Here is a 23,946-nt window from a genome sequence, read left to right on the forward strand (position 1 = left end):
AAAATACAACCTTTCTCGCATAATACATTGATTATCGGTAATCGTGTTCTTTTCACCTTTCTATCCTACGTTTCGCACCAAGATAAACGATTTTTATAATTATTCTGTTCAATAGCCAGGCAGGAGAAGCCTGTGCCACGCGCAGATTCTGCGGCAAGTCCATAGATTTCAAGAGCATACTGACCAAAATAAGAAATGATTTGTTGATGTACTGGTTTTAGATTAGTTACCACACGATGTTTTTGATCGTTTGTCAGGATGGTTACAACAGCTATCACGTTCATCAGCTCAGCAATCCATTTCATTGTGGGATTTTGTACTGGCTTACCCAGCTGATTGGGAAGTGCTTCATCATGCTCCTTTAAGCATTGCCTGATGTGAGCTTGAGCAAAATTGTACACCATGAGACAAAGCGTCATTACCATCATCAAGGCTGTAATTCGCTCAGGTGTTTTAAGGAAGAAAGAGTCCAGTTCGAAGGCATTGTTTTTCATGAATTTAAAGCTTGATTCGACACAGGATTGCTCTTTATATTGTTGAAGCATGGCATGATTATTCAATAGCGAGCTATCACATTGATTACTGGCCAAAATAAAGCGTCCCAGTGTTTCTTTTTTAGCACCCACCCTCTCCAGACAGGTAGAAAGACAGGCTTGTATTTGATATCCAATCACCATTTTTTGAGCTCCAGGTTTTGGGCGACCTTTCCCTGTATGGCGTTCAACAGGTAGAATCTCATAATGAATTTGGTGGTATTTGAGTGATTTGATGAGCGGTTTTAATGCCTGCTTTGCATCGTCAGGACATTGAAAGACCTGGTGACCAAGATGCCATAAGGATTTAATGAGCTCTTGAGATTTTTTATCCAAATGCCTCTGAAAAGTCTTTAGCTCTCGCAACCTCGCCTGTTGCGACTCAATCAAAACCCAGCGTTGTGGAATACCATAAAGAACCGTTTCATGAACACTTCCACGATAGTTTGCATCAAACGGCTCCCAGGTCAGAGCATCACAAGGCTTGTTCAACAATACTTTGGCTTCATTAAGCTGTGCAGGTACTCGGGTTATCCAAAACACGTTATTGAGGCTTGCCAACTGCTCTGGAACATAAAAGGCGGCATCAACCACAAAACAAAGGCCATCAGGCATCCCATGAATACTTTGTGTAAACGCTTGCACCCTCCTAACCGTCTCTTGGAAACTTGTTTTATCACTACTATTCCCATCTAAGGCCTCCATCCATAAGGGGATATTCGCAGCTCCTCCTTGTACTAGTGACAGCATCACTTGCTTTAGATCAGAGCGATTCGCTTTGGAATATCCGTAGTCTGGTTGCGCAATCCCGGGCGCGGCCTCTTCTGTGTCATAGCGGCCGTAAAGAACAAAGCTTGTACTGTCTAAATGCAGTCTCTGGCTTAGTAAATTTTTTTCTCGGGCAATCTCAAAAGCCAATTCCGAATAAAGCCTGGTCACACCGTATTCTGCGATTTTATCCAGGCAGCGACCAAGACTGTCATCATTCAGGTGTGCCGCGTCTAGTTCTGAACCAAGCAGTTGAGCCACAGGCTTATCTTGGAAAAAATGCGGCGTCATATACAACCGGCTATTCATAAAACCCAACCCATTGATAACCATCGCCGCTACTCGACGACCATAGCTTACCACGCCTCCTTTTTTTTCATTTAACTCAAGGCGTGCATCAATTCTCTCTATTATCCCTAATTCTCTAATCGTTGCTGCAACAAGTCCTAAATGCCCCAATTGCTCTGAACTTACTGTATCTCGATTCAGCATCCTTCTCTCCAATAGGTCTTTGGGAGACAAGGGTACCTGATTCTTCTCTTGTGGGCTGTGATCTTTTTCTTATATCGGCTTGATCTTTTTCTCAATTTAACTAATGCGATAATTCCTTGGGGATAATTCTAATTTTAGCTTTTTCATGCTGCGGAATGTCCGTTCTATCATCGCTAGTAAATAGCTCTATCTAAAAAACTGACTAACAGAGCTGATTGTATAATTGACGTAGTTTCCTGAATTCGTTCTAAAGTAAAAATCACTGAAACTTATGTTTCGCTTATGAATTATTTTAATTTCCACAAGAAGAAGCTCAACCTTGACTACCGGCGTTACTTGTCCAATATCTCTCAAACTTCAAGCAAAATACACAGGCTACATAAAATCCTTTAACTGTTTTGACATTGCTTCTATCCAAACACGAACTTTGGGCTGAATGAATCGTGCTGGATGATAAAAAAGATAGACAGGGATAACAGGCATTTTATAGGTTGGGAAAAGCTCGACAAGCTCACCTCTTTCCAGCGCCCTCGCTACCTGATAATGGTGTAAGGCAACAATCCCTATACCACGGCAAGCACAATCACAAAGTGCTGCGGCATCATTTAAATAGAGCGAGGGCTCCAAAAAGACAGTCTCTCCTGAAGCAAAAGTCCAACTATTATTTGGCTGACGCATACTATGAGTTAAATAATGATGTTGTTGCAATTGAATAGGTTTTTCAGGAGTACCAAAATTTGCAAGATAAGCAGGTGATGCGCAAAACACATAACGGGTAGTGGTAATTTTTTTTTGTATTGAATTCGATGCGACCTGCATAGACATCCCAAATGCTATATCGAGTCCTTCCTCTAAAAGATGGGGTACTTGCTCCGCAATTTGTAAATCGAGAACAACCTGCGGATAGTGTACCTGAAACTCTGGCATGCGCGGTAAAATAATATTCTCGGCAAAAAAACGTGAACTTTTTACTCTTAACAGGCCTTTGGGCTCTGCTTGTGAAGCGGCAACCACACTATTGGCTTGTTCCAACGCTTGTAAAACTGCCTGTACCTCTCGGTAATAAGATTCACCTACACTGGTTAGCGTTATTTTGCGTGTTGTTCGCTCCAATAAAGTAACACCTAACTCTGATTCCAGGAGGCTAATTTGCTTGCTCACTGCCGCAGCAGAAATATCCAACTGTTTGGCCGCTGCGGTCAAACCTTGACATTGCACTACCTTGCAAAAAGTTTGAATAAGCGCAATTGTGTTCATTCTCTCTCCACCTGAGCGCGAAGGAATTATTTTGTTTATAACTGGTGAAGTATATAATGACTCTCTTTTTAAAACTAATATGATCAGGAGCAGGCATGCGCGCGTCTCAATGGCTATCAGCTACCCTTAAAGAAACACCGAGTGATGCTGAAATTGTTTCACATCAACTTATGCTACGAGCTGGCATGATCCGCAAACTTGGCTCCGGTCTTTACACTTGGTTACCGCTTGGTTTAAAAGTTTTACGTAAAGTTGAACAAATTGTACGTGAAGAGATGAATCGTGCTAATGCAATGGAAGTCTTAATGCCTGCCGTACAACCCGCTGAATTGTGGCAGGAAACAGGACGTTGGGATACCTTTGGCGGCCTGTTATTAACAATGCGTGATAGCAATGGAAGAGACTATTGCTTTGGACCAACTCATGAAGAAGTGATTACTGATTTAATGAGAAATGAATTGCAATCTTATAAACAATTGCCCATTAATCTCTACCAAATTCAAACTAAATTTCGCGATGAAATAAGACCTCGTTTTGGTGTTATGCGTGCGCGTGAATTTATTATGAAAGATTCTTACTCCTTTCATTTAAGCCAGGCATGTCTACAACGTACTTATGATGCAATGTACCACGCTTATTGTCGCATTTTTGATCGGCTTGGTCTTCGCTATCGCGCAGTCGAAGCAGATACCGGTGCAATTGGTGGTTCGGCATCACATGAATTTCAGGTATTAGCCGATTCTGGTGAAGATTTGATTTTTTATAGTGATGGTAGTAACTACGCGGCTAATATTGAACAAGCAACCAGCTTACTTCCTCCAAAGGCAACCGCGTTGCCAGAAGAAATTATTACGCTCGTCGATACACCGGAGCAAAAAACGATTACGGAGGTTGCCAATTTTTTACAGGTCGATACTGCTCAAACAGTAAAAACATTGATTGTTGAAGGTAAAGAACATCCCTTGGTTGCCCTGGTATTGCGCGGTGATGACGAATTAAATGAAGTAAAAGCCAGCAAACATCCTTTGCTAAAATCACCTCTTCGATTTGCTGATGAACAAACTATAGCAACAGCACTCAAAGCGCCTATAGGCTCTCTTGGTCCTGTTGGTCTTACTATTCCTGTTATTGCTGATCACCATGCCTTGGCATTAACGTCCTTCATCTGCGGCGCTAATCAAGCTGATAAGCACTATAAGCATGCTGCCTGGGGTCGAGATGCCCACTATCAAGATGCTTTTGATCTACGTAATGTCAAAAAAGGCGATTCAAGCCCCGATGGTAAAGGGACGCTCCATTCTTGCCGTGGTATTGAAGTTGGGCATGTATTCCAACTCGGTGATAAATACGCGAAAGCCATGAACGCTGCAGTTATCAATGAAGAAGGCCAGTTACAAACCATGTTAATGGGATGTTATGGCTTAGGTATTACTCGTGTTGTTGCAGCCGCGATTGAACAACACCATGATGCTCATGGTATTGTCTGGCCGCAAACTATTGCCCCGTTCCAACTAGTTATAGTCCCCATTAATGGCCATCGCTCGGCGCTTGTTAAAGAAAAAGCAGAATCCCTTTATCAACAACTCAGTGCACAAGGCCTTGATGTTTTGCTTGATGATCGCAATGAGCGTCCGGGCGTTTTATTTGCTGATAATGATTTAATCGGTATCCCACACCGCCTCGTGGTAAGCGAACGCAACCTGGAACAGCAAGCAGTAGAGTATAAAGCACGCAATAAGGGAGAAGTCACTCGTATTGCCTTGTCAGAGCTGGATCAATTTATTAGCCAGCTATTACAAAAATAGCCGACTCTTAGGTAGCAATCCCTTAGCAATGCTGTGGTAAAAGGGATTGCTCCATTTAAACTGTTAGAACACTAGCTAATAATCGACGTGTATAGTCTTGTTGCGGTTGCTGTAAGATTTGTTCACAAAGACCTTTTTCAATCGCACGGCCATCACGCATGACTAACACATCATCAGCAATATAAGAAACAACTGCCATATTGTGAGTAATAAATAAATAAGATAGGCCTCTCTCTTGCTGTAATTCCTTAAGCAAATTCAGGATTTGTGCCTGCACAGAAACATCAAGCGCACTAGTCGGCTCATCACAAATTAACAATTCAGGTTCGGTAGCCAATGCCCGGGCGATACAAATCCGCTGCCGTTGGCCACCGGAAAATTGATGAGGATAACGATGCAGACTGTTACGGGGTAAATTGACTTGTTCAAGCAACGTTTGTTGCTTACGCTTGATAATCGTCGAAGCTAAACCCTGAGCCAACATTCCTTCAGCTAAAATCTCACCCACTGTCATACGGGGATTCATTGAAGAAAAAGGATCCTGAAAAATAATCTGTACCTGTTTACGGTAATTTCGCAAGTGACGACCTTGCATAGTATTAATATTTTTATCACGATAGCTTATCTCACCAACAGTAACAGGTTGTAATCTTAATACAGCACGACTTACTGTTGTTTTGCCGCATCCTGACTCACCTACCAAGGCCAGAGTTCTACCCTTGTATAAATCAAAAGACAAGCCATCCACTGCTTTGATCACTTCTTTATTATGTCTCAATATACCCCGTTTAGTATAAAAATGAACACTTAACTCGTTGACACGCAGTAGAATTTCTTCTGTTCTTTGGTTAGGTTTAGGCTGCCAATTCCTTTCTTCAATAGCTAAAGCAGGCGGCTTAGCGAGATCCGGGTATAAATGACAACGCACTATCCGATTTTGTATTGTTTGTAATTGTGGTTCCTGAGCATCACAGGGTCCAAAAGCATGTGCGCAACGGGGATGAAAACGGCAACCATTGGGAAGGCAATCTAAGGTTGGCACAGCGCCTGGTATAGTTTGTAAACGATAATGGCGCTTATTAAAAGATGGCAAAGCAGCAAGTAATTGCTGGGAATAAGGGTGTTTCACTTGCGAGAAAAATTCTCTGACTGTGGCTTGCTCCACAACTTGCCCTGCGTACATAACACAGACTCTATCAGCCATTGCTTTTACCACACCAAGATCATGGGTGATTAAAAGCAGACTCATCTGGTGTTGGCCTTGTAGTTTTTTTAATAACGCCAAAATTTGTGCCTGAATAGTCACATCAAGTGCGGTTGTTGGTTCATCTGCAATCAATATTTCCGGATTGTTCGCTATAGCCATAGCGATTACTACCCGTTGTTTTTGGCCTCCCGATAATTGGTGCGGATACTGATTTAGCCGCAAATGAGGCTTGGGCATTTCAACTTCGTCAAGAAGAGCAAGCAAGCGCTCATCCATTTGTTCTTTAGGTATTTTTTGCTGTTTGGATATCGCTTCGGCCAATTGCTGTCCGATAGTTAACACTGGATTTAGTGCGGTCATTGGTTCCTGGAAGATCATAGCCAACCGTCGTCCGCGCAACCCTCTCATCACAGATTCAGGTAAGTTCAGTAAATCCGTATTTTCAACATTAATTTCACTCGTTTTGCCATAAACACCATTGACTGGTAAAAGACGCATCAATGCGAGCGAGGTTAACGATTTACCACAACCCGACTCACCAAGCAGTGCCAGTGTTTCACCAGGATTAAGAGTAAAGCTTACTGCATCTACAGCAGTAATTACCTGCTCAGGCGCTTGGAAGGCAACGCTTAATTTTTTGATTTCAGCAAGATTTTTTACCATAAAGAACTTCATTATAAAAAGGGATTTCACCACTGCAATTACCAGCCATAAGTGATTGGTTGTGCAGTATCGTCATTTCTTCTAATCGTGACATAAAAGAGAAGAGGTGTGTATAATCATGAGCAATAAACTGTACATTAAGAGTTACATAGCCCTAAAAAGAAGAAGAAATTATGCTTAGACTATTCATTTTGATAATCACGCTTTTATTTACCTGTGTTGGACAAGCAAAAAAAACCGCCTCTTTTTATCAGGTTGACCTGATTGTCTTTACCCATCAGAGTGCTTATTCTCTACCTGATGATTTATCCCTGGCAAGTAACATCACAGCAAATACCTCTCAGGCCATTCCGTTAAGTACGGAAGCCAAGAACTCCCTGACACCGTATCATTTATTGCCCGTCTCGTCTTCACAACTGCGGCAGGAATATTGGGCTTTGCACCGTAAACCGCAATATAGAGTGCTTTTACATTACACCTGGTTACAGCCTTTAAATAACCAGCGCCCGATCATGTTACCTAAAACAACAAAAGATGGCTGGCAAATAGAAGGTACTCTACGTATTCGCCGTTCCAATTATTATTTACTTGACACTGAACTGCTATTTTCAGCACCAAGCAGCCAAGCAGCTTTTGTTTTTTCCCAAAAACAACGCCTGAAAGGCGGGGCGATTTATTATCTGGATCATCCACAAGCTGGCATGCTGATTAAGGTCCATCAGCTCGCTTAGCTTCAAAGCTTGTCTCTGCTGCGTGAAAGCAGTAAAGACAAGAACAATTATGGCCGCTTTTCTTTTAATAAATTCTGGATAGTGATACTAATTAATCGTGCCAAGGCTTCGAAGCAAGAAAGTCTGGCAGTACCTGTGCGCCAATATAAGGCAATAGTACGAAACGGTGCAGGTTGGACAAAAGGAATAATTTGTAAATCACTAGGCGCAACCTTATAAACAGATAACGCAGGCAACAGAGTGACACCCCTCCCTGCTTGTACCATTAATCGTAAAGTTTCCAAACTTGTTGCAGTAAAATCAGCCTGCACAACATCAGTCTTTGCCAATTGGCATACAGCCATTGCCTGTTCACGTAAACAATGACCCTCTTCTAATAACATTACCGGCTGATTAGCCAAATCATCAACTCGCATTTCAGTTTTATCAGGGGATACAACATTAGCTGCGCAAGCAAAATAGAAGGGCTCATTAAAAAGAATTTGCTTGCTAAATTCAGCCTCCACGGGTGTCGCCATTATAGCCGCATCCAATTGACCTGCAGCCAATTTAGCAATTAAGCGATCGGTTTTTTCTTCAAGTAACCAGACGCGTAAATTCGGTAAGGTCTCTTGAATCACTGGCATGACATGAGGTAATAAATAAGGTCCTAATGTAGGGATAACCCCTAAACGTAACTCACCTGTATAAGGATCAGAGGCAGCACGTGCCATTTCTTTCATTTCAGTAATCTGAGTCAGTATATGTTGAGCTCGACTAAGCAACATACGTCCACTGTCAGTTAACATAACTTGCTTGTTAGTCCGTTCAAAAAGTGGCACGCCCAACTCTTCTTCCAGTTTTTTCAACTGCATACTCAAAGTAGGTTGACTTACATGGCAGCGCCTGGCAGCCTCGCCAAAATGCATAACGTCAGCCAATACAACAAAATAATGCAAATCGCGTAAATTCATTTTATCCCCATAATACTGTTATTGTATTAGTTCCTCCAACCATCGCTACTCTCATTTACCTCGAATGAAAACCAAATTAGATACGGCTTATATAACCTGAATTTATGCGCACTTATCCCGTATTTGTTAAACACAGTGCCATTTAAATCTACACATTCCTACGACGATTGGGTATAGTCTCTTCTTTTTTACAGCCTAATGAATCAATGACTCCAATTAGTATTCCCATTGCCAAAACAACACAGCGCTCTCTTATCTGGCTTGTTGGTGTTTCTTTTGTTCTGTTCCAATTTTTCTTGCAATTATCATCAGGGGTCATTATTGGTGCCATTATGTATGATATGCAATTGTCTGCGTGGCAGGCAGGACTTTTAAGCAGTTCTTTTTATTATGTTTATACTAGCATGCAAATTCCTGTGGGAATGCTTTTTGATCGTAAAAACACCCGGTTGTTACTCACACTCAATGCACTCCTCTGTACCATTGGTTGTGTTTTTTTCGCTCAAAGCACCAGCCTGTTTTGCCTAATTATTGGGCGTCTTCTAATAGGTGCCGGCTCAGCCTTTGCTTTTGTTGGTTTATCCCACTTATTAAGACAACATTTTCCACTCAAACAATTTGCTTTCATGATTGGGCTTTCCGAAACCTTGGGATTTCTGGTCACCATGTTTGGTTTGATAGGGTTGGGCGCTTTGATTAGCGAGTGGGGATGGCGAAGTTTCATTAACAGTGCAGCACTTTTAGGCCTGATTATTTCTTGTCTGTGTTGGTTATATATTCCTGTTGCTTCGCAAGAAACATTTTCTTTACCCAAATATAGCAAACAACTGTCAGGGATTTTAAGCAATGGGAAAGCGTGGATCAATGGATTATTTGTGGGTTTAAGTTTTACCGTTATCACAGTTTTTGGAGCCATGTGGGCAGTACCTTTTATTCAGGTAAAACTTGCCTGCAGTTTAAAACAAGCCAGTTTTATTGACGCCATGATCTTTTTAGGTGCTGGACTGAGCTGCCCTCTTTTTGGTAAGTTGGCTAGCCTTTTTAAGCGCCGCAAACCACTTATGGTAAGTTCATGTTTATCGACAGCATTTTTGATAAGTGTCGTCCTTTATCTGCCGTTTGATAATGCGGTGACCCTCGGCTGGTTAATGTTTCTAATCGGCTTGTGTTGTGGGGCTTATATGCTGGCATTTTCTATCGCTAACGAACTGGCTCCTGCTGACTCCCTCTCTACTTGTACGGGCTTTACAAATACACTGGCCATGCTTAGTGCACCTCTTATGCAACCATTCATTGGATATATACTCGACAGTATCAATCATACCGGCAAGACCTATACTCTTGCTAACTACCAAACGGCTCTTCTTATTATCCCAATTAGCTTAGTCCTTTCCAGCTGCCTCGTTTTATTTTTACCAGAAAAAACAACAAATTATTAATAGAAAGTAGGTGATAAACTTTGGCTGGCTAATGGCTCAACTTGCTTCTGAATACCACCATCAAAAAAATTTAATCCGGCTGTTACACTACCAACCGCTTTTTGGTTCATCCGGTGAAAATCGGCTATTTTTTTCTCAATAACTTTCTTTGCAAAAGGCAATGTTATTTCAAACGATTGGTGCGCCATTTCAGTAAAATTAAAGCTTCTATAAAATGGTTTACCATAGTCTGACGAGATTAACGAGATGGTATCAATCTCTAATTCACAAGCGATATCATGCACAACCAGCATTAAGGCAGAGCCAAGCTTTTTATTCCGGTATTCCTTGTCCACCCCTAATGAATGCAGAATCATATATTTCTCGTCCCCCCCAACACAACTAACCGTTATACTGCCGATAACCACACCACCCTTCAAGCAAATAATGGAAAGAACATTATCCACAGAACTTAATAGTTGACTGGGTTTATAATCATCGACTTCTCTTGGTGGAAAAATCTCTTCCATTAAAAGATCAGCCTCAGCCACTTCAGTGTCACCTTCCTCAAGTAGTCGCAGTTGAAAATCACTATTTGCCAATGCTTTCTCTAATGGTTTAGACAAAATATCGTTGAAATTTACTTCCCCACACACAATTTCATTAAAACTCGGCATAATCGTCTCAAATCTCTCAAGTCAACCAATATATGCCCAGACAAGTACAATACTCAAGTCTCAGCATGCCTTGGTTCGAGTTTTAGCCTCAGCCCAGAGCATAAGCAGCAATTTGATTGGCTGTCCTTTGAGAGTTACTAATCCTCTTTCTCTTGTAATGGCTTTTAAAGCCTGCATACGCGCCGAAAATTTTTCTACTGTTTTTAATAACGTTTGCTCTGGCTCAAAGCCGGTAAAAAGACATAAAGACAGGACGCTATGTAATAAATCTCCTATTTCTTCTTGAATACGTTCTTTTGGTTCCTGTAGTTCAAGTGCCTCCTTGATCTCGTCACATTCACTAATAATCTGCTCTATAATCATCGCTTGATTAGGCCAGTCAAAACCAAACCATCTTGCATTTTTCTCCAGAGCAACAAGATCGCACAAAGGATTGCTTAATGGTTTTAGCATATAAACCATTCCCGCTTCAGAAGACCCATTCAACAGCGGTTGAAAACCGTGTTTTTCATAAAATTGATAGCTTTTTAAATACTCATTATTTTCTTTGTCTGGACTAACTACGGCTACCGTCATTGTTTGAACCTGCTGTTGTTTTGCATACACATAAGCAGCGTGCATCAGTGACGTCCTGGCACCCCGCCCTTGATAATCAGGCAAAACGCCCAACCAACCAATATGAGCGTTTGCAGAATAAGGGAACTTAAGATTTAGAAGTCCGACTTGTTTCTCCTTAACTCTCGCAGCAAGATAAACTTGCAGATCCGTTGCCTCTATAAACTCGTTTGAGTCTATTACCTCATCGCACTTGACCCAGTTGGCTCTAATCTGGGCACTTAATTCCAGGGCAGAGGTAGCAGAAATAAACTCTATCTTGTAAACCATTTAATTGTCCTAAACGTCAATCCAGTCGCCGAAACTCTAATGCATTGCAGCAAATATTATTAGCCACAAAGCAAAATTTAAAAAGATAAAAGAAGCGCCAGGCCGGGGGGAGTTTACAAGATCTTTAACCTGTATTACGCTGCGCTGTTGCTACATTAACGTACCTTGTTCTCAAGAAGCGAGAAGAAACATGAAAGATCTTAACCGGTTAGCCAGACCAGTGGAGCAGCCTAAAACCACTGACCGCCTTAAATCAATCTTTCGTGGTTCAATAGGTAATTTAATAGAATGGTATGATTGGTACGCCTACGCCGCATTTTCAATTTATTTCGCTAAATCTTTTTTTCCTCAAGGCGATTTAACAGCACAGCTAATGAATACGGCAGCCATTTTTGCAGTTGGCTTTTTTATGCGCCCCATAGGCGGATGGTTAATGGGAGTCTATGCTGATCGTTGTGGGCGTAAAAAAGCGCTGTTGGCTTCTGTATTACTCATGTGCGTTGGTTCACTTATTATTGCATTGACCCCTGGTTATGAAACCATTGGACTGCTCGCACCTATACTACTTGTTTTAGCCCGTTTGCTGCAGGGGATCTCGGTAGGTGGCGAATATGCCACTTCGGCTACTTACTTAAGCGAAATGGCTACAAGAGAAAGACGTGGGTTTTTCTCCAGTTTCCAATATGTGACACTTATTGCAGGCCAATTAATTGCTTTATCTTTATTGATAGTACTACAACAGTTTTTTCTTACCACAGAACAGTTAGAAAATTGGGGCTGGCGCATTCCTTTCCTGGTAGGCGCACTTCTAGCAATCGTAGCGCTGTATCTGCGGAAGGGGATGGAGGAAACCACCTCCTTTATCACTCAGAAACAAACCACAAAAAAAGAAAATTTATTATTTGCCTTAATGCGTCATCCTAAAGAAATTCTTCTCGTCGTCGGTTTAACTATGGGTGGCACACTGGCTTTCTACACTTATAGTACCTACATGCAGAAATTTCTCACGAATAGCGTGGGAATGAGTAAAATTGAAGCGACACTTATTTCGGCAGCAAGTCTATTTGTCTTCATGTTACTACAGCCGGTTATAGGGGCGTTATCGGACCGAGTTGGTCGAAGACCGATTTTGATCGCATTTGGTGTACTAGGCACCCTTTTTACAGTACCTATTCTTTCTCTACTCAGTACCATTGAAACCTGGTGGGGAGCATTACTCTTGATTATGGCTGCCTTAACCATCGTCAGTGGTTATACGGCAATCAATGCCGTAGTTAAAGCTGAATTGTTTCCTGTAGAAATTCGCACTCTTGGTGTCGGTTTACCTTATGCCATTACGGTTTCACTATTTGGTGGGACAGCTGAATATATCGCTTTATGGTTTAAATCCAAGGGGATAGAAAGCGGTTTTTATTGGTATGTTACGATTTGTATTGCTTGTTCACTGATAGTTTATCTTTTTATGAGAGATACCAAACAAGATTCACAACTGGACTATCAATAGACCTCTTGCATACTCTGTATCTTTTGCTGCGTTTCTCGGTTGCTCATTTACTTCATGTAAACTTCGCTCCTCGAAACGCTTACGCCTTGCACTAAAACACAGAGTATACAAGAAGTCTAATAAAATAATTTTTGCATAATAAATAATTTGTGTTAAAATCGCGCGGGTCAATAGGGAGTAGCTGCACCTCACCTAGAGGTGGCTTACATCAACATCCTTGGTTACAAACCATGGTGTAAGCAGCTTAGGCCTAGCAAGACTTTTGACTACCTATCTTCTTGAAGCTGGTGAGAAGATTAGTAGTCATTTGTCTATCACCAGCTGAGGCAAACCAAATGGAATCTTTACTTGTATCAACTGGTGCAATCGCCTTCGCGGAAATAGGTGATAAGACCCAATTACTCGCCATAATCTTAGCAGCACATTTTAAGCGACCTATACCGCTTATTTTAGGTATTCTATTTGCTACCTTAATCAACCACAGTCTGGCAGCCGCTGCTGGCATCTGGTTAGCTTCCACTATCAATCATACGACATTACGTTGGATACTCGCCGGCTCCTTTATTGCAATGGCAATCTGGGCCTTTGTACCCGATAAACTAGAAGAAAACCAACCAATGATCAAAGGTAAAATGGGTGTTTTCTGGGTTACTTTCTTCACTTTTTTTCTGGTTGAAATGGGAGATAAAACACAGTTAGCCACAATTGCTTTCACTGCTCATTATGCAACGCCTTTCATGGTTGTCATGGGAACAACGCTGGGGATGCTGATCGCCGACGTTCCAGCCATTATGCTTGTAAGCAAGACAACTAATAAGCTATCGCTGAAACTGGTACGCTCTATTAGCGCTGTGTTTTTTATCTTTATGGGAATAGTGACTTTGCTCAATGTTAACCGATTTTTTTCCTAAAATAACAATAGCTTAATCGACATAAAAGGCATTTTATGTCGTTAAAGGAACGTTAATTGTGAGCGCTGACGAGGTACACGATTCTTTGAGAACTGATAAAAAACAGTCGCCATAGCGAACAAAGGGAAGCAATCCCGTTCATCTCCAATGAGCATCGTTCTGGATTACTTCGACAGGGCTCGCAACGACGAAATACATAGCCCCCGGAACACTTACCGTTAATTAATTGCTTCTGCCCCAGGTTGCTGCTGACCAATTTTATCTTTACTTATTGTACAAAACCCGGGCATCATACCATCCGTCAACCCAGCAATCAGTTGATGTTGGTTATCATTCTCGGCTAATGCATTCTGCAAGGATAAACGCACTTTCGGTGAAGCAATACGAATATGCCAGACGCCCTCTTTCTCTTCTTGCAAAGTCACAAATTGTGACATAGACACCGCTTTTCCTTCTATATTTCTCCAGCCCGCTACAGCTCCTCTTAAAGCATCAGGTTCCTGTAAGTTCACTGAATAAAAACCACTACCATCATTGAATTGGCATAAAATTCCAATGAAGGGATGGAGAGATTCCTGGGGTTTACTAACCCAGATCTGCCTAAACCAGGCCTTTTGGGCGGTAACAAATTGCTCTTTACTATCCTCACCCGTTTGTAGATGTCCATTCAAACGACCAGTTTGATTAACTAAAAGCTCTATTCCAGAACGCAAGTCTTGAATAGTGGGTGTATTTCCTGCCTGCTTTAACATATCAACCTTGAAATTGAATCCTTTTTGGGCCTTTGTTTTTACACCGAAAACCCAGCTGTTGTTAATGGGATTAAATTGGAGGAAAGCTCGTCCTACCTGCCAATTACTGACAGCAGGTTGTTCAATAGTTGTGATAGCCTCTTCAAAGAGCAATACTTTTTGAGTTTGCCCATCAATGAGGGTTGCGATAGCATGGAATTGATTATTATCGCGTTGCATTTGGAAATAATAGTTGTAGCGTTCCCCACTTTCATTAGTCACCATACCAGAAAATACCCAATCCGCTTGTAGCGCAGTGGAAGAAAGTGCCTGTTTCGTTTCTTCCGGTTTCACTGCTGTCTCGGCTATAGGTTGTGCGCCAACGTAACTGGTAGCCAATAAGGCAAAACAGGCGAATAACTTGGATAATTGTGTACGTTTCATCTCAAATATGACCTTGTAAGTGTTCATGGGACCATAGCGCCTCCCAAAATGAGTCGCTTAATTTAGCTTCTACAGGTAAAAAATACCATGAATCATCGGCAAAAACCTGGCATTTAACGGCGTCTTTTTCTGTCATTAGTACTGCTTTTTCCGTGAATTGTAGTTCATTTTTCAAAAAATGATGATGATCTGGAAAAGGATATTTTTTAAAAGTAATTCCAAGATTCTGCAAGGTAGCGAAAAATCGTTGTGGATGCCCAATGGCTGCAACAGCCGCCACAGGAAACTCTAGGGCGCTAATAGGTACATTTCGTCCAGTGGACAAATGAGTTAATTCACCTGGTTGCAAAACCATGGAATAAGCGCCTGGCCACTCTCCCCCATTCACTACAATTAAATCACTTTTCTGCAAGCGGTTAACATTTTCACGCAATGGGCCTGCGGGTAAACAAAAGCCATTTCCTAATCGGCGCAGACCATCAATCACAACAATTTCTACCGCCCGCCCCATAGCATAATGTTGCAAGCCATCGTCACTAATGATGATTTGACTCTGATACTTATCTAACAGATATTGAACTGCCTTTACTCTCTTCGGAGCAATGACTACCGGACAACCCGTTTTCCTGGCCAGTAATAAAGGTTCATCTCCAACTAAAATTGCCTGATCGCTAGCAGAAACCTCGTGGGGAAATTGAGTAATCGTAGCGCCATAACCACGACTAACAATACCAACCCGTAATCCTTTTGCCTGAAACGCCTTTGCCAAGGCAATTACCAGAGGTGTTTTTCCCACTCCCCCTACTGTCAAATTACCAACGATAATAATAGGAACAGAAAATTGTTGTTGCCAAAAACATTGTAAAAAGATTCGGCGTGTCGCAATAACCAGTTGGTAAAGCAGGGCAAATGGCCATAAAAACCAACGAAAAAAATGCTTTTTATACCATAGTTTTTCGATAAATTGTGACATTAGCCAATAACTTCTTCTGCACTATCTATACCCAGTTGATACAATTGAGCATAGTGACCTTCCAAGGCCAATAATTGCTGATGGGAGCCTTGTTCAACTACCCGCCCTTGATTCATCACGATAATTTTATTAGCTCGTTTAATTGTTGACAATCGATGCGCAATAACCAATGTAGTCCTTGTTTTCATTACTTGCTCCAGTGCAGATTGAATATAACGCTCTGATTCACTATCTAAGGCCGAAGTTGCTTCATCTAGAATTAAAAGTGGGGCATCTTTTAGTATGGCACGCGCTATAGCTAAACGCTGACGTTGCCCGCCTGAGAGAAGAACCCCATTTTCCCCTATTTTGGTATCGTAACCGCTGGGTAAACGAACAATAAATTCATGGGCAAAAGCCAGTTTGGCTGCATGAATAATTTGTTCACGGCTCACATCAAAACAACCATAAGCAATATTGTTAGCCATGGTATCATTAAACAAAGTTACGTGTTGACTCACTAAAGCAATTTGCTCTCGCAAGCTTGCTAACGTTAACTCTTGAATGCTTTCTCCATCTAACAAAATCCGACCCTGGCTAAGCTCATAAAAACGCGGAATTAAACTGGCAATCGTTGTTTTACCACTACCGGAATGACCTACCAAAGCGACTGTTTCACCAGCAGCGACGCTAAAACTGACCTCATGCAGTACCTGCTGGCCTCGACGGTATGCAAAACTAACTTTATCAAACACAAGATCACCGCGCACTTTCTGGGCTATTTTTTTACCTTGATCAGGCTCAGTAGCCTTATCCAATAAATTAAAAACACTCTCCGCTCCGGCCAATCCGCGTTGAATCGCGGCATTGAGTGTCGTGAGTGTTTTCATTGGTTTGATAAGCTGGAACATCGCAGCAATAATAGCCAGGAAAGCTCCAGCGGTAATCGTAATGACGGTTGCTAACTTAATAGCAGCCAGAATGATTAAAGCAATCCCCACAGCAATCACAAATTGTACCCCGGCAACATTCATTACCTTGGTTACAGCTACTTTCATATCATTTTTGCGTGACGTTTCTGTCGCTTGATTAAATTTGGTCACTTCGTGGCTCTCGCCGCCAAAAATCCTTACAACCCGATAACCTTCAATCGCTTCCCCAGCAATTTCAGTCACCTCTCCCATCGATTTTTGCACTTTGTGGCTAATTCTTCGCACTCGTTTATTAGTGTAACTGACAATGAGCCCCACAAAAGGGACAGTCAGCAGAAACATCAATGACAGTTGCCAGCAAATAACCATCATCACTGTTAATAGTCCTATCACTAAACAGGTATTTTGGACAAAGTCAGTCAATGCATCAGCACTGACTTGGGCTACCTGCTCAACATCGTAGAGGATCTTAGATAATAGTTGTCCTGAAGTAGCTTCATCATAATAGTCAGCAGGCAGACGAATAATATGCGCAAAAACACGCTGACGAAGCACTTTGACCACAGAGCGGGCAACCCAGGTCATACAGTAACTGCCAGCAGAACTTACCAAGCCCCGGATTGTAATCCCCAGTAATATGATAAGAGGAATTTTCTTAACAAAGGTCATGTCGACATCAATAAAGCCTTTATCCAGAAAAGGCCGCATCATGTACGTAAGGCCAGCATCAATAGCCGAATACAAGATATTGGCAAAAATGCCAAGAAGAAGAATAGGCCAAAAAGGCTTAACATAAGACAGTAACCGTCGATAAAGCAGGCCTGTTTTACCAATTGTATTTTTTTGCATGGGCTAAGCGCTAGGGTTGGCATTCAGGGGGCGAATTGTACCGTAATTAGAGGAAACTGCCAATTTATCGGGTCAAAAAACGACTCAAACAACAAGCCGTTTAAAGGTGAACTTATAAGGGTTGTTATAAATTTCTCGCCAAGGTGTCAATCAAATCAGGCCCTTTATATATGAGGCCTGTATACACTTGCAATAAAGAAGCTCCAGCCTGCAGTTTTTCACGGGCCACCTGGCTATTATCAATACCACCAACACCGATTAAGGTTACTTCATTGCCCACTACCTGCTTTAATAAACGCAAACACTGGGTTGAACGCTCAGCAAGGGGTTTACCACTTAATCCGCCTGTTTCATTTCCATGAGCCAACGCACTGACAGTATCCCGTCTACAAGTAGTATTAGTCGCTATAATGCCAGCTACCTGATATTGGAGGATCACGTCAGCCATTTGTTTTAATGTCTCATCTGATTCATCGGGTGATAATTTAATGACTAAAGGAACCAGGCGTTGTTGCTCATCGGCTAAACGTTTTTGCTCTTCACACAATTGGCCAAGCAGTACACGGAAAAATTTATCTTGCTGCAATAAACGCAAATCCGGCGTGTTAGGTGAAGAAATATTGATAGTGATATAGGACGCGTATTGGTACACCTTCTGTAAACAATAAAGATAATCTTCAACCGCGCTCGTCAGGGGAGTCTCTTTGTTTTTACCAATATTAATCCCCAAGATACCTTTGTAACGAGCTTTAGCCACATTCGCTATTAAGGCATCAACACCAAGATTGTTAAACCCCATGCGATTGATGATGGCTTCAGCCTGCGGCAGGCGAAAAAGACGAGGTTTAGGATTACCTGCCTGCGCACGAGGCGTTACTGTCCCCAATTCGATGAAGGAAAATCCCAGTTTGCTTAAAGCATCCAAATGCTCACCGTTTTTATCTAATCCTGCCGCTAAACCAACAGCATGAGGAAACTCTAGGCCCATAGCCTTAATAACTGTTTTTTGCGGCTGTTTAAAGCAGCTTTTCGGTAAATAATGGAGGGTAGAAAGCACCAGCTGGTGCGCTCTCTCAGCATCTAGTTTAAAAAGCAATGGACGAAGAAGTGAATACATGACAGCTCCAAAAAAAGCAATCTTACAATAGGTTCATAAGGGGAGAAAGCGATTAAATCAGTTTATTTCCAAGATAACCATGCCTGTTATTTTGACCCTACTGAGAATTAAGGAATATATCCTAACCACTAAATAACGATTTCATTCTTCGGAGCCGTTTCGGTAGTCAATAACCATTGTATCTGCTGGTTAAGATCAATTGTAATTGCCGACCATTCTTCAATCTGCTTATCTTCATAAGCATTCTCTGTGGGAAAAAGTGTTTTGTGTCGGGCAACAGCCGCATCTCGTGCTTGATGTAGCCAGGCAATTTGCGGGGAAAACAAATGCAGCATACCCTCTACCCATTGATCGAGAATTTTCCAATAAGGATCAGCTAAGGTCATTTTGAATTGTTTGATAAAACGCGAGATGTGTTTGGCATCGTACCAAATTTCATATGAAATCCAGCGATTAACCGTAAATAAACGAATAGGTTGGCCAAAACGATTCATTGCAATAGCAACTAGATGCGTCATAGGATTATCGATATTTTTATCCCAATCTGGCAAATCAGTCGGTTTTATCTGTTTTGGAATATGTTTATAGCGTAAAAAACAATGGAAATGGCCGTGTTCATTACTCGCAAGATCTTCGCGATGACAGTGATAAAAATACTGCGCACCAGTATCATGATCGATACGATCCCCTTTAGGATAATGATTCATTCGCACATGGCGACGTTTCTTTTCCAACGTGTAGTGGAGAATATTCTTGCCTTTCTTGGTAGTCATTTGCTGCTGTGCTTCAAGCACTTGCATCGCATAACGCAGATATCGCTCTTTGCTACCGTTTGTCAGAGAAGGCAACTTAAATTCAGCAATTGTTAGCATAGAATACACCGATAATAAAGAGGTAGTAATTTCATACTACCTCTTTATTTAACAAGCGATTAACTACCAGAGCAACCGCCGCAACCACCGCAACCTTTACAACCGTTGCAGCCTTTGCAACCGTTACAACCTTTGCAGCCCTTGCAGCCAGTGCAGCCTTTGCAACCTTTACAGCCAGTGCAGGCAATTTGAGAACCAGCAGCTTGATTGTCTGCAAAAGCAACAGGAACTACAGCAGCAGTTGAAAGTGCAGATAACAGAGCAGCAACAGCTAATGATGACTTTTTCATAGTGAGCCTTCCTTGCAAAATTAATAATTAAAACAAATTTAATACTAGCAAAACATTCTTACATCTTTTTACTAAATTAATAAAGACGTTATCTAAAATAATTTCTCACCTCCTGATTGATAGGTATCAACATGTTTTACAAAATATCAAATCGCTAATGACATTCTCAAATCATAGGGACAAGTTTACTTTTCACCATACAGTCAACAATATAATTGGGAGTATAGATGAAGAAACGTTTTTTTTCATAGGTGGTATTTAGATAAATCTGGGGCACAAAACCTTAAACTGAGTCCCAACAAATTCAGGATCTTAAAGACAATAGGTTTTCAGCTAAAGCTGGCATTGTTGTGCCCAGACTCGCAGCATCGCGTTCCCGCCGGGTTGCAAATGATAAGCGACTTCTCGCACCTCTACCCCTAAATTATCCTGTTGTAAGCCGAGAAGGACAGGTCCTAAAAAGGGAGATGGGTGGCCGTAACGATCAATCAGAGGAAAAATTCTCACCTCTTTGGCTACACGTGCCAGTTCTTTTATCACTTGCAGGTGAAAATCCACATCTTGATCATCAAGATCAGCAAATAAATAATGAGAACTTAAAGCAAATTCAAAGGAAAAATCAGCAAATGGCAAGGCATAATTCCCTATTCCTATATAACGCTTAGCCATCTTACCTTTTTCATAATCACCAAAAAACTGAGCCATTCCTTCGCGCCTTTTTGCAAATAAGGCCTCAGGATTACCATAGCGACTAAAATCAAATTTCTCTTGATCCCTTACCACTCTACTGACCATATCAGCAAAAATTAAAGTAACTTTGCTGTATAAAGTATCCTTATCCAAATTAAACAGTGGATCACAACTCACTATTTGCTGTGTATGGGCAGTTAATTCCGCGTTCACTGCACTTGGACCACAACCATATTCCAACAGGCGAGTTTCCATATCTGCTTTTGATAAATCAAACATTTCCTGGTATTCATCAGCATGATGGCCCCACAGCACAAGTTTACGCATATACATCCCCTTCCTTTGTCGATTACCTATTTCAAAACAGGTGCTCTTCATTCACTTGGCACAGTCCAAGACAAACGCTTGCAACAAGTTCTCATTTAAATTGATGTTGCAACTTGAATTTGATTGGGTATAGTCTAGCCTATTTGCTTCAGTAACAGGAAGTCATCTATGCACGTCGGTATACAACATCAACTTGGCGAAACCTATGATCTTTTGCGAGATAGTGTTTATCAATTCGCCCAAAAAGAAATCGCTCCTCTGGCAGCTCAGATCGATGCAGATAATACTTTCCCCAATCATCTATGGCAAAAATTGGGCGAAATGGGTTTATTGGGCATCACGGTTAGTGAAGAATATGGCGGGGCGAACATGGGTTATCTTGCGCATGCCATTGCGATGGAGGAAATTTCCCGCGCATCAGCCTCTGTTGGCCTAAGTTATGGGGCTCATTCCAATTTATGTGTGAACCAAATTTACCTCAATGGCACAACGGAGCAAAAGCACCGTTATTTGCCTAAACTAATAAGTGGAGAATATATTGGCGCATTGGCAATGAGTGAGTCAAATGCTGGCTCCGATGTTGTCAGCATGCAACTTCAAGCGCAGGCTGCGGGCGACAAATTCATTCTCAATGGTACCAAGATGTGGATCACGAATGGTCCAGATGCAGATGTTTTGGTTGTTTATGCAAAAACCGATAAACAAGCAGCAAGCAAAGGCATCACCGCGTTTATCATTGAGAAAGGATTTAACGGTTTTCGGACGGCACAGAAACTTGATAAACTCGGTATGCGCGGTTCAAATACCTGCGAATTAGTATTTGACAATTGTGAAGTACCTGCGAAAAACGTGTTAGGAGAAGTGAATAAAGGCGTAAGAGTATTAATGAGCGGTCTTGATTATGAACGCACGGTATTAGCAGCAGGTCCTGTTGGAATCATGCAAGCCTGTCTGGATGTGGTCTTACCTTATATTCATGAACGCAAGCAATTTGAACAAGCCATTGGCGAATTCCAATTTATTCAAGGTAAGTTAGCGGACATGTATACGGAATTAAGCGCGTCACGGGCTTATCTGTACACCGTAGCTCGGGCCTGTGATCAGGGCATGGTTAGCCGTAAAGACGCAGCAGGCGTTATTTTATATACAGCCGAAAGAGCCACACAAATGGCTCTGCAGGCCATTCAAACTTTAGGTGGGAATGGTTATATTAATGAGTACCCTACTGGGCGCTTGCTGCGTGATGCAAAACTCTACGAGATCGGTGCTGGTACCTCTGAAATCAGGCGGATGTTGATTGGACGCGAACTATTTAACGAAACTGCATAAGGAAAATGAATATGGAACCAAATGATATTGTTATTGTTGCAGCCAAAAGAACACCAATGGGTAATATGCTTGGTAGCTTATCCGCTTTATCAGCACCCGAGTTAGGCGCGGTAGCCCATCAAGCGGTTATCGAACAAGCTGGCCTTTCCCCTGCAGACATTGATGAAGTGATCACTGGTTGTGTATTGCAAGCAGGCATAGGTCAAGCGCCAGGAAGACAAGCAGCAATCAAAGCCGGCATTCCCAATTCAGCTGGTGCGACTACGATCAATAAAATGTGTGGTTCAGGGATGAAAGCCGTCATGTTAGCCCATGATTTATTGAAAGTTGGTTCGGCAAACATCGTTCTTGCCAGCGGTATGGAAAGCATGAGTAACGCGCCCTATTTACTGAGTAAGGCACGAGCAGGTTATCGTTTGGGTCATGGTGAACTAAAAGATCATATGTTTCTTGACGGCCTTGAAGATGCATACGAGCGCGGCCAATTAATGGGCTGTTTTGCTGAAGCAACAGCAACCCATTTTCAATTTACCCGCCAGCAACAAGATGACTATGCTATTCGCTCTTTGACTCGGGCACTGCAAGCGCAACAAGATAATTCTTTCGCTGAAGAAATAGCGCCCGTCACTATTGCCGGACGTAAAGGTGATATCGTTGTTTCTCTGGATGAAGGCCCAGACGCCAGTAAACTGGCTAAAATTCCGCAACTCCGCCCTGCTTTCAAGACTGATGGTACTGTAACTGCCGCGAATTCTTCCTCAATCTCAGATGGTGCAGCCAGCCTGATTTTAATGACTGCAGCTAATGCAAAAAAACGTGGTTTAACGCCGTTGGCTCGAATTATCGCTCATGCAACCCATGCACAGGCACCACAATGGTTTACTACCGCTCCTGTTGACGCAATTCGCAAAGTATTAAACAGAGCTGGTTGGCATCAAAGTGAGGTTGATCTTTTTGAGATTAATGAAGCGTTTGCTGTAGTCGCTATGGCAGCAATTACACAACTTGAACTCAATGATGAAAAAGTCAATGTTCATGGTGGAGCCTGTGCCCTCGGCCATCCTATTGGAGCATCGGGTGCACGCATTATTGTTACCTTAATGCATGCTCTAAAACAACAACGCAAAGCACGTGGTGTAGCGGCCTTATGTATCGGTGGTGGTGAAGCAACTGCTGTTGCTATTGAAATGGTGTAACCCCCAGGTATTATGAATTTACTTGGGTCTAGTAGAAATAAAGTCCGCATCACTCTTCAGTCCGCAGAGTGATGCACTAACTGCTTAAGGATGTACATGCTTAGACAAAGTCTTATTTATTTAGCGTTAAGTATTGTGGTTGTAATTTTTGCTAAATATGCCCATATGCTCATTGTTTATATAGGGATGCTCTATGCTTTTATTAATGTCAAATTGACACCCATTTTTAGCCAAAGTGGTTTGGGATTAATGATCCGTAAAGTGATTCTTCTCGTATTTATCCCAGTTCTAATTGCGGCCGTTCCAGCGCTCACTTACCGGCTCATCAAAGGGAATGACATGCCCTATCTTATCGAATTCACCTGGTGCCTATGGCTGGTAATTGTACTCAGTAATATCTTGATACATTAAGG

Annotated in this window: 21 protein-coding genes and 1 riboswitch; of the genes, 8 read left to right on the forward strand and 13 right to left on the reverse strand. The window is 41.9% G+C overall.

Translation table 11 applies throughout. The features are described 5' to 3' along the window. Positions 1-65: 65 nt before the first annotated feature. Together DYC89_RS10835 and DYC89_RS10840 are read right to left on the reverse strand one after the other, a co-directional pair. Positions 66-1,793, reverse strand: coding sequence for an IS1634 family transposase (locus tag DYC89_RS10835; protein WP_115220201.1), 1,728 nt, complete (start codon positions 1,791-1,793; stop codon positions 66-68). 375 nt (positions 1,794-2,168) lie between these two features. Further along, complete coding sequence (locus tag DYC89_RS10840; RefSeq protein WP_115221795.1) at positions 2,169-3,050, reverse strand: LysR family transcriptional regulator; 882 nt, start codon at positions 3,048-3,050, stop codon at positions 2,169-2,171. Positions 3,051-3,145: 95 nt separating this feature from the next. On the opposite strand from DYC89_RS10840, the gene DYC89_RS10845 reads away from it, so the two are divergent. After that, positions 3,146-4,855: a proline--tRNA ligase gene (locus DYC89_RS10845; RefSeq protein WP_115221796.1), complete on the forward strand. Its 1,710-nt coding sequence runs from the start codon at positions 3,146-3,148 to the stop codon at positions 4,853-4,855. 55 nt (positions 4,856-4,910) lie between these two features. Here DYC89_RS10845 and DYC89_RS10850 read toward each other — a convergent pair whose 3' ends face one another. After that, positions 4,911-6,725: an ABC transporter ATP-binding protein gene (locus DYC89_RS10850; protein ID WP_115221797.1), complete on the reverse strand. Its 1,815-nt coding sequence runs from the start codon at positions 6,723-6,725 to the stop codon at positions 4,911-4,913. Positions 6,726-6,898: 173 nt separating this feature from the next. Between DYC89_RS10850 and DYC89_RS10855 the strand changes: the two genes are divergently transcribed. Continuing rightward, the gene (locus DYC89_RS10855; protein WP_115221798.1) at positions 6,899-7,456 is read left to right on the forward strand and encodes a CsiV family protein; all 558 of its coding nucleotides are present in this window, start codon (positions 6,899-6,901) and stop codon (positions 7,454-7,456) included. 47 nt (positions 7,457-7,503) lie between these two features. Here DYC89_RS10855 and DYC89_RS10860 read toward each other — a convergent pair whose 3' ends face one another. Further along, positions 7,504-8,409, reverse strand: a complete 906-nt coding sequence (locus DYC89_RS10860) for a LysR substrate-binding domain-containing protein (protein ID WP_115221799.1) — start codon at positions 8,407-8,409, stop codon at positions 7,504-7,506. 206 nt (positions 8,410-8,615) lie between these two features. Here DYC89_RS10860 and DYC89_RS10865 point away from each other — a divergent pair, with 206 nt between their 5' ends. Continuing rightward, positions 8,616-9,848 (forward strand): MFS transporter, encoded by a 1,233-nt coding sequence (locus DYC89_RS10865; protein WP_115221800.1) that lies wholly within the window; start codon positions 8,616-8,618, stop codon positions 9,846-9,848. On the opposite strand, the gene DYC89_RS10870 is transcribed toward DYC89_RS10865, so the two are convergent. Together DYC89_RS10870 and DYC89_RS10875 are read right to left on the reverse strand one after the other, a co-directional pair. Further along, complete coding sequence (locus tag DYC89_RS10870; RefSeq protein ID WP_115221801.1) at positions 9,845-10,504, reverse strand: GNAT family N-acetyltransferase; 660 nt, start codon at positions 10,502-10,504, stop codon at positions 9,845-9,847. The genes DYC89_RS10865 and DYC89_RS10870 overlap by 4 nt on opposite strands. A gap of 60 nt (positions 10,505-10,564) precedes the next feature. Beyond that, the gene (locus tag DYC89_RS10875; protein WP_115221802.1) at positions 10,565-11,389 is read right to left on the reverse strand and encodes a GNAT family N-acetyltransferase; all 825 of its coding nucleotides are present in this window, start codon (positions 11,387-11,389) and stop codon (positions 10,565-10,567) included. Between the two features lie 190 nt (positions 11,390-11,579). Here DYC89_RS10875 and DYC89_RS10880 point away from each other — a divergent pair, with 190 nt between their 5' ends. After that, entirely contained in the window at positions 11,580-12,893 is a 1,314-nt protein-coding gene (locus DYC89_RS10880) for an MFS transporter (protein WP_115221803.1), read from the forward strand. A 160-nt stretch (positions 12,894-13,053) separates the two neighbouring features. Beyond that, a riboswitch (yybP-ykoY riboswitch) is annotated at positions 13,054-13,219 on the forward strand. A 9-nt stretch (positions 13,220-13,228) separates the two neighbouring features. Then, complete coding sequence (locus DYC89_RS10885) at positions 13,229-13,804, forward strand: TMEM165/GDT1 family protein (RefSeq protein ID WP_115221804.1); 576 nt, start codon at positions 13,229-13,231, stop codon at positions 13,802-13,804. Between the two features lie 218 nt (positions 13,805-14,022). On the opposite strand, the gene DYC89_RS10890 is transcribed toward DYC89_RS10885, so the two are convergent. The 7 genes from DYC89_RS10890 to DYC89_RS10920 all read right to left on the reverse strand — a co-directional run bounded on the left by DYC89_RS10890 (position 14,023) and on the right by DYC89_RS10920 (position 21,008). Continuing rightward, positions 14,023-14,979, reverse strand: a complete 957-nt coding sequence (locus DYC89_RS10890; RefSeq protein WP_115221805.1) for a hypothetical protein — start codon at positions 14,977-14,979, stop codon at positions 14,023-14,025. Position 14,980: 1 nt separating this feature from the next. Next, positions 14,981-15,952 (reverse strand): tetraacyldisaccharide 4'-kinase, encoded by a 972-nt coding sequence (gene lpxK, locus DYC89_RS10895; RefSeq protein ID WP_115221806.1) that lies wholly within the window; start codon positions 15,950-15,952, stop codon positions 14,981-14,983. After that, complete coding sequence (gene msbA / locus DYC89_RS10900; protein WP_115221807.1) at positions 15,952-17,712, reverse strand: lipid A export permease/ATP-binding protein MsbA; 1,761 nt, start codon at positions 17,710-17,712, stop codon at positions 15,952-15,954. The genes lpxK and msbA overlap by 1 nt, the downstream gene beginning before the upstream one ends. A 124-nt stretch (positions 17,713-17,836) precedes the next feature. Beyond that, positions 17,837-18,829, reverse strand: a complete 993-nt coding sequence (locus DYC89_RS10905; protein ID WP_115221808.1) for a quinone-dependent dihydroorotate dehydrogenase — start codon at positions 18,827-18,829, stop codon at positions 17,837-17,839. A 128-nt stretch (positions 18,830-18,957) separates the two neighbouring features. Continuing rightward, positions 18,958-19,701: a DUF6969 family protein gene (locus DYC89_RS10910; RefSeq protein ID WP_115221809.1), complete on the reverse strand. Its 744-nt coding sequence runs from the start codon at positions 19,699-19,701 to the stop codon at positions 18,958-18,960. Between the two features lie 31 nt (positions 19,702-19,732). Then, entirely contained in the window at positions 19,733-19,888 is a 156-nt protein-coding gene (locus DYC89_RS16520; RefSeq protein WP_181879382.1) for a hypothetical protein, read from the reverse strand. Between the two features lie 436 nt (positions 19,889-20,324). Beyond that, entirely contained in the window at positions 20,325-21,008 is a 684-nt protein-coding gene (locus tag DYC89_RS10920; RefSeq protein WP_115222740.1) for a hypothetical protein, read from the reverse strand. A gap of 168 nt (positions 21,009-21,176) precedes the next feature. Between DYC89_RS10920 and DYC89_RS10925 the strand changes: the two genes are divergently transcribed. From DYC89_RS10925 to DYC89_RS10935, 3 genes are all read left to right on the forward strand, one after another. After that, positions 21,177-22,337, forward strand: a complete 1,161-nt coding sequence (locus DYC89_RS10925; protein WP_115221811.1) for an isovaleryl-CoA dehydrogenase — start codon at positions 21,177-21,179, stop codon at positions 22,335-22,337. An 11-nt stretch (positions 22,338-22,348) separates the two neighbouring features. Then, on the forward strand, positions 22,349-23,533 hold the full coding sequence (locus tag DYC89_RS10930) for an acetyl-CoA C-acyltransferase (protein ID WP_115221812.1): 1,185 nt from the start codon (positions 22,349-22,351) through the stop codon (positions 23,531-23,533). 96 nt (positions 23,534-23,629) lie between these two features. Beyond that, positions 23,630-23,944 carry a hypothetical protein gene (locus DYC89_RS10935; RefSeq protein ID WP_115221813.1) on the forward strand — a complete coding sequence of 105 codons (315 nt, stop codon included), beginning with the start codon at positions 23,630-23,632 and terminating at the stop codon, positions 23,942-23,944. Positions 23,945-23,946 lie beyond the last annotated feature (2 nt).

This window comes from Legionella donaldsonii (genome assembly GCF_900452385.1).
Lineage (GTDB): Bacteria > Pseudomonadota > Gammaproteobacteria > Legionellales > Legionellaceae > Tatlockia > Tatlockia donaldsonii.

Bases quoted from the DNA above. Each gene is read 5' to 3' on its own strand.
- DYC89_RS10835 (WP_115220201.1), bottom strand. From the start codon at position 1,793: ATGCTGAATCGAGATACAGTAAGTTCAGAGCAATTGGGGCATTTAGGA.
- DYC89_RS10840 (WP_115221795.1), bottom strand. From the start codon at position 3,050: ATGAACACAATTGCGCTTATTCAAACTTTTTGCAAGGTAGTGCAATGT.
- DYC89_RS10845 (WP_115221796.1), top strand. From the start codon at position 3,146: ATGCGCGCGTCTCAATGGCTATCAGCTACCCTTAAAGAAACACCGAGT.
- DYC89_RS10850 (WP_115221797.1), bottom strand. From the start codon at position 6,725: ATGGTAAAAAATCTTGCTGAAATCAAAAAATTAAGCGTTGCCTTCCAA.
- DYC89_RS10855 (WP_115221798.1), top strand. From the start codon at position 6,899: ATGCTTAGACTATTCATTTTGATAATCACGCTTTTATTTACCTGTGTT.
- DYC89_RS10860 (WP_115221799.1), bottom strand. From the start codon at position 8,409: ATGAATTTACGCGATTTGCATTATTTTGTTGTATTGGCTGACGTTATG.
- DYC89_RS10865 (WP_115221800.1), top strand. From the start codon at position 8,616: ATGACTCCAATTAGTATTCCCATTGCCAAAACAACACAGCGCTCTCTT.
- DYC89_RS10870 (WP_115221801.1), bottom strand. From the start codon at position 10,504: ATGCCGAGTTTTAATGAAATTGTGTGTGGGGAAGTAAATTTCAACGAT.
- DYC89_RS10875 (WP_115221802.1), bottom strand. From the start codon at position 11,389: ATGGTTTACAAGATAGAGTTTATTTCTGCTACCTCTGCCCTGGAATTA.
- DYC89_RS10880 (WP_115221803.1), top strand. From the start codon at position 11,580: ATGAAAGATCTTAACCGGTTAGCCAGACCAGTGGAGCAGCCTAAAACC.
- DYC89_RS10885 (WP_115221804.1), top strand. From the start codon at position 13,229: ATGGAATCTTTACTTGTATCAACTGGTGCAATCGCCTTCGCGGAAATA.
- DYC89_RS10890 (WP_115221805.1), bottom strand. From the start codon at position 14,979: ATGAAACGTACACAATTATCCAAGTTATTCGCCTGTTTTGCCTTATTG.
- lpxK (WP_115221806.1), bottom strand. From the start codon at position 15,952: ATGTCACAATTTATCGAAAAACTATGGTATAAAAAGCATTTTTTTCGT.
- msbA (WP_115221807.1), bottom strand. From the start codon at position 17,712: ATGCAAAAAAATACAATTGGTAAAACAGGCCTGCTTTATCGACGGTTA.
- DYC89_RS10905 (WP_115221808.1), bottom strand. From the start codon at position 18,829: ATGTATTCACTTCTTCGTCCATTGCTTTTTAAACTAGATGCTGAGAGA.
- DYC89_RS10910 (WP_115221809.1), bottom strand. From the start codon at position 19,701: ATGCTAACAATTGCTGAATTTAAGTTGCCTTCTCTGACAAACGGTAGC.
- DYC89_RS10920 (WP_115222740.1), bottom strand. From the start codon at position 21,008: ATGCGTAAACTTGTGCTGTGGGGCCATCATGCTGATGAATACCAGGAA.
- DYC89_RS10925 (WP_115221811.1), top strand. From the start codon at position 21,177: ATGCACGTCGGTATACAACATCAACTTGGCGAAACCTATGATCTTTTG.
- DYC89_RS10930 (WP_115221812.1), top strand. From the start codon at position 22,349: ATGGAACCAAATGATATTGTTATTGTTGCAGCCAAAAGAACACCAATG.
- DYC89_RS10935 (WP_115221813.1), top strand. From the start codon at position 23,630: ATGCTTAGACAAAGTCTTATTTATTTAGCGTTAAGTATTGTGGTTGTA.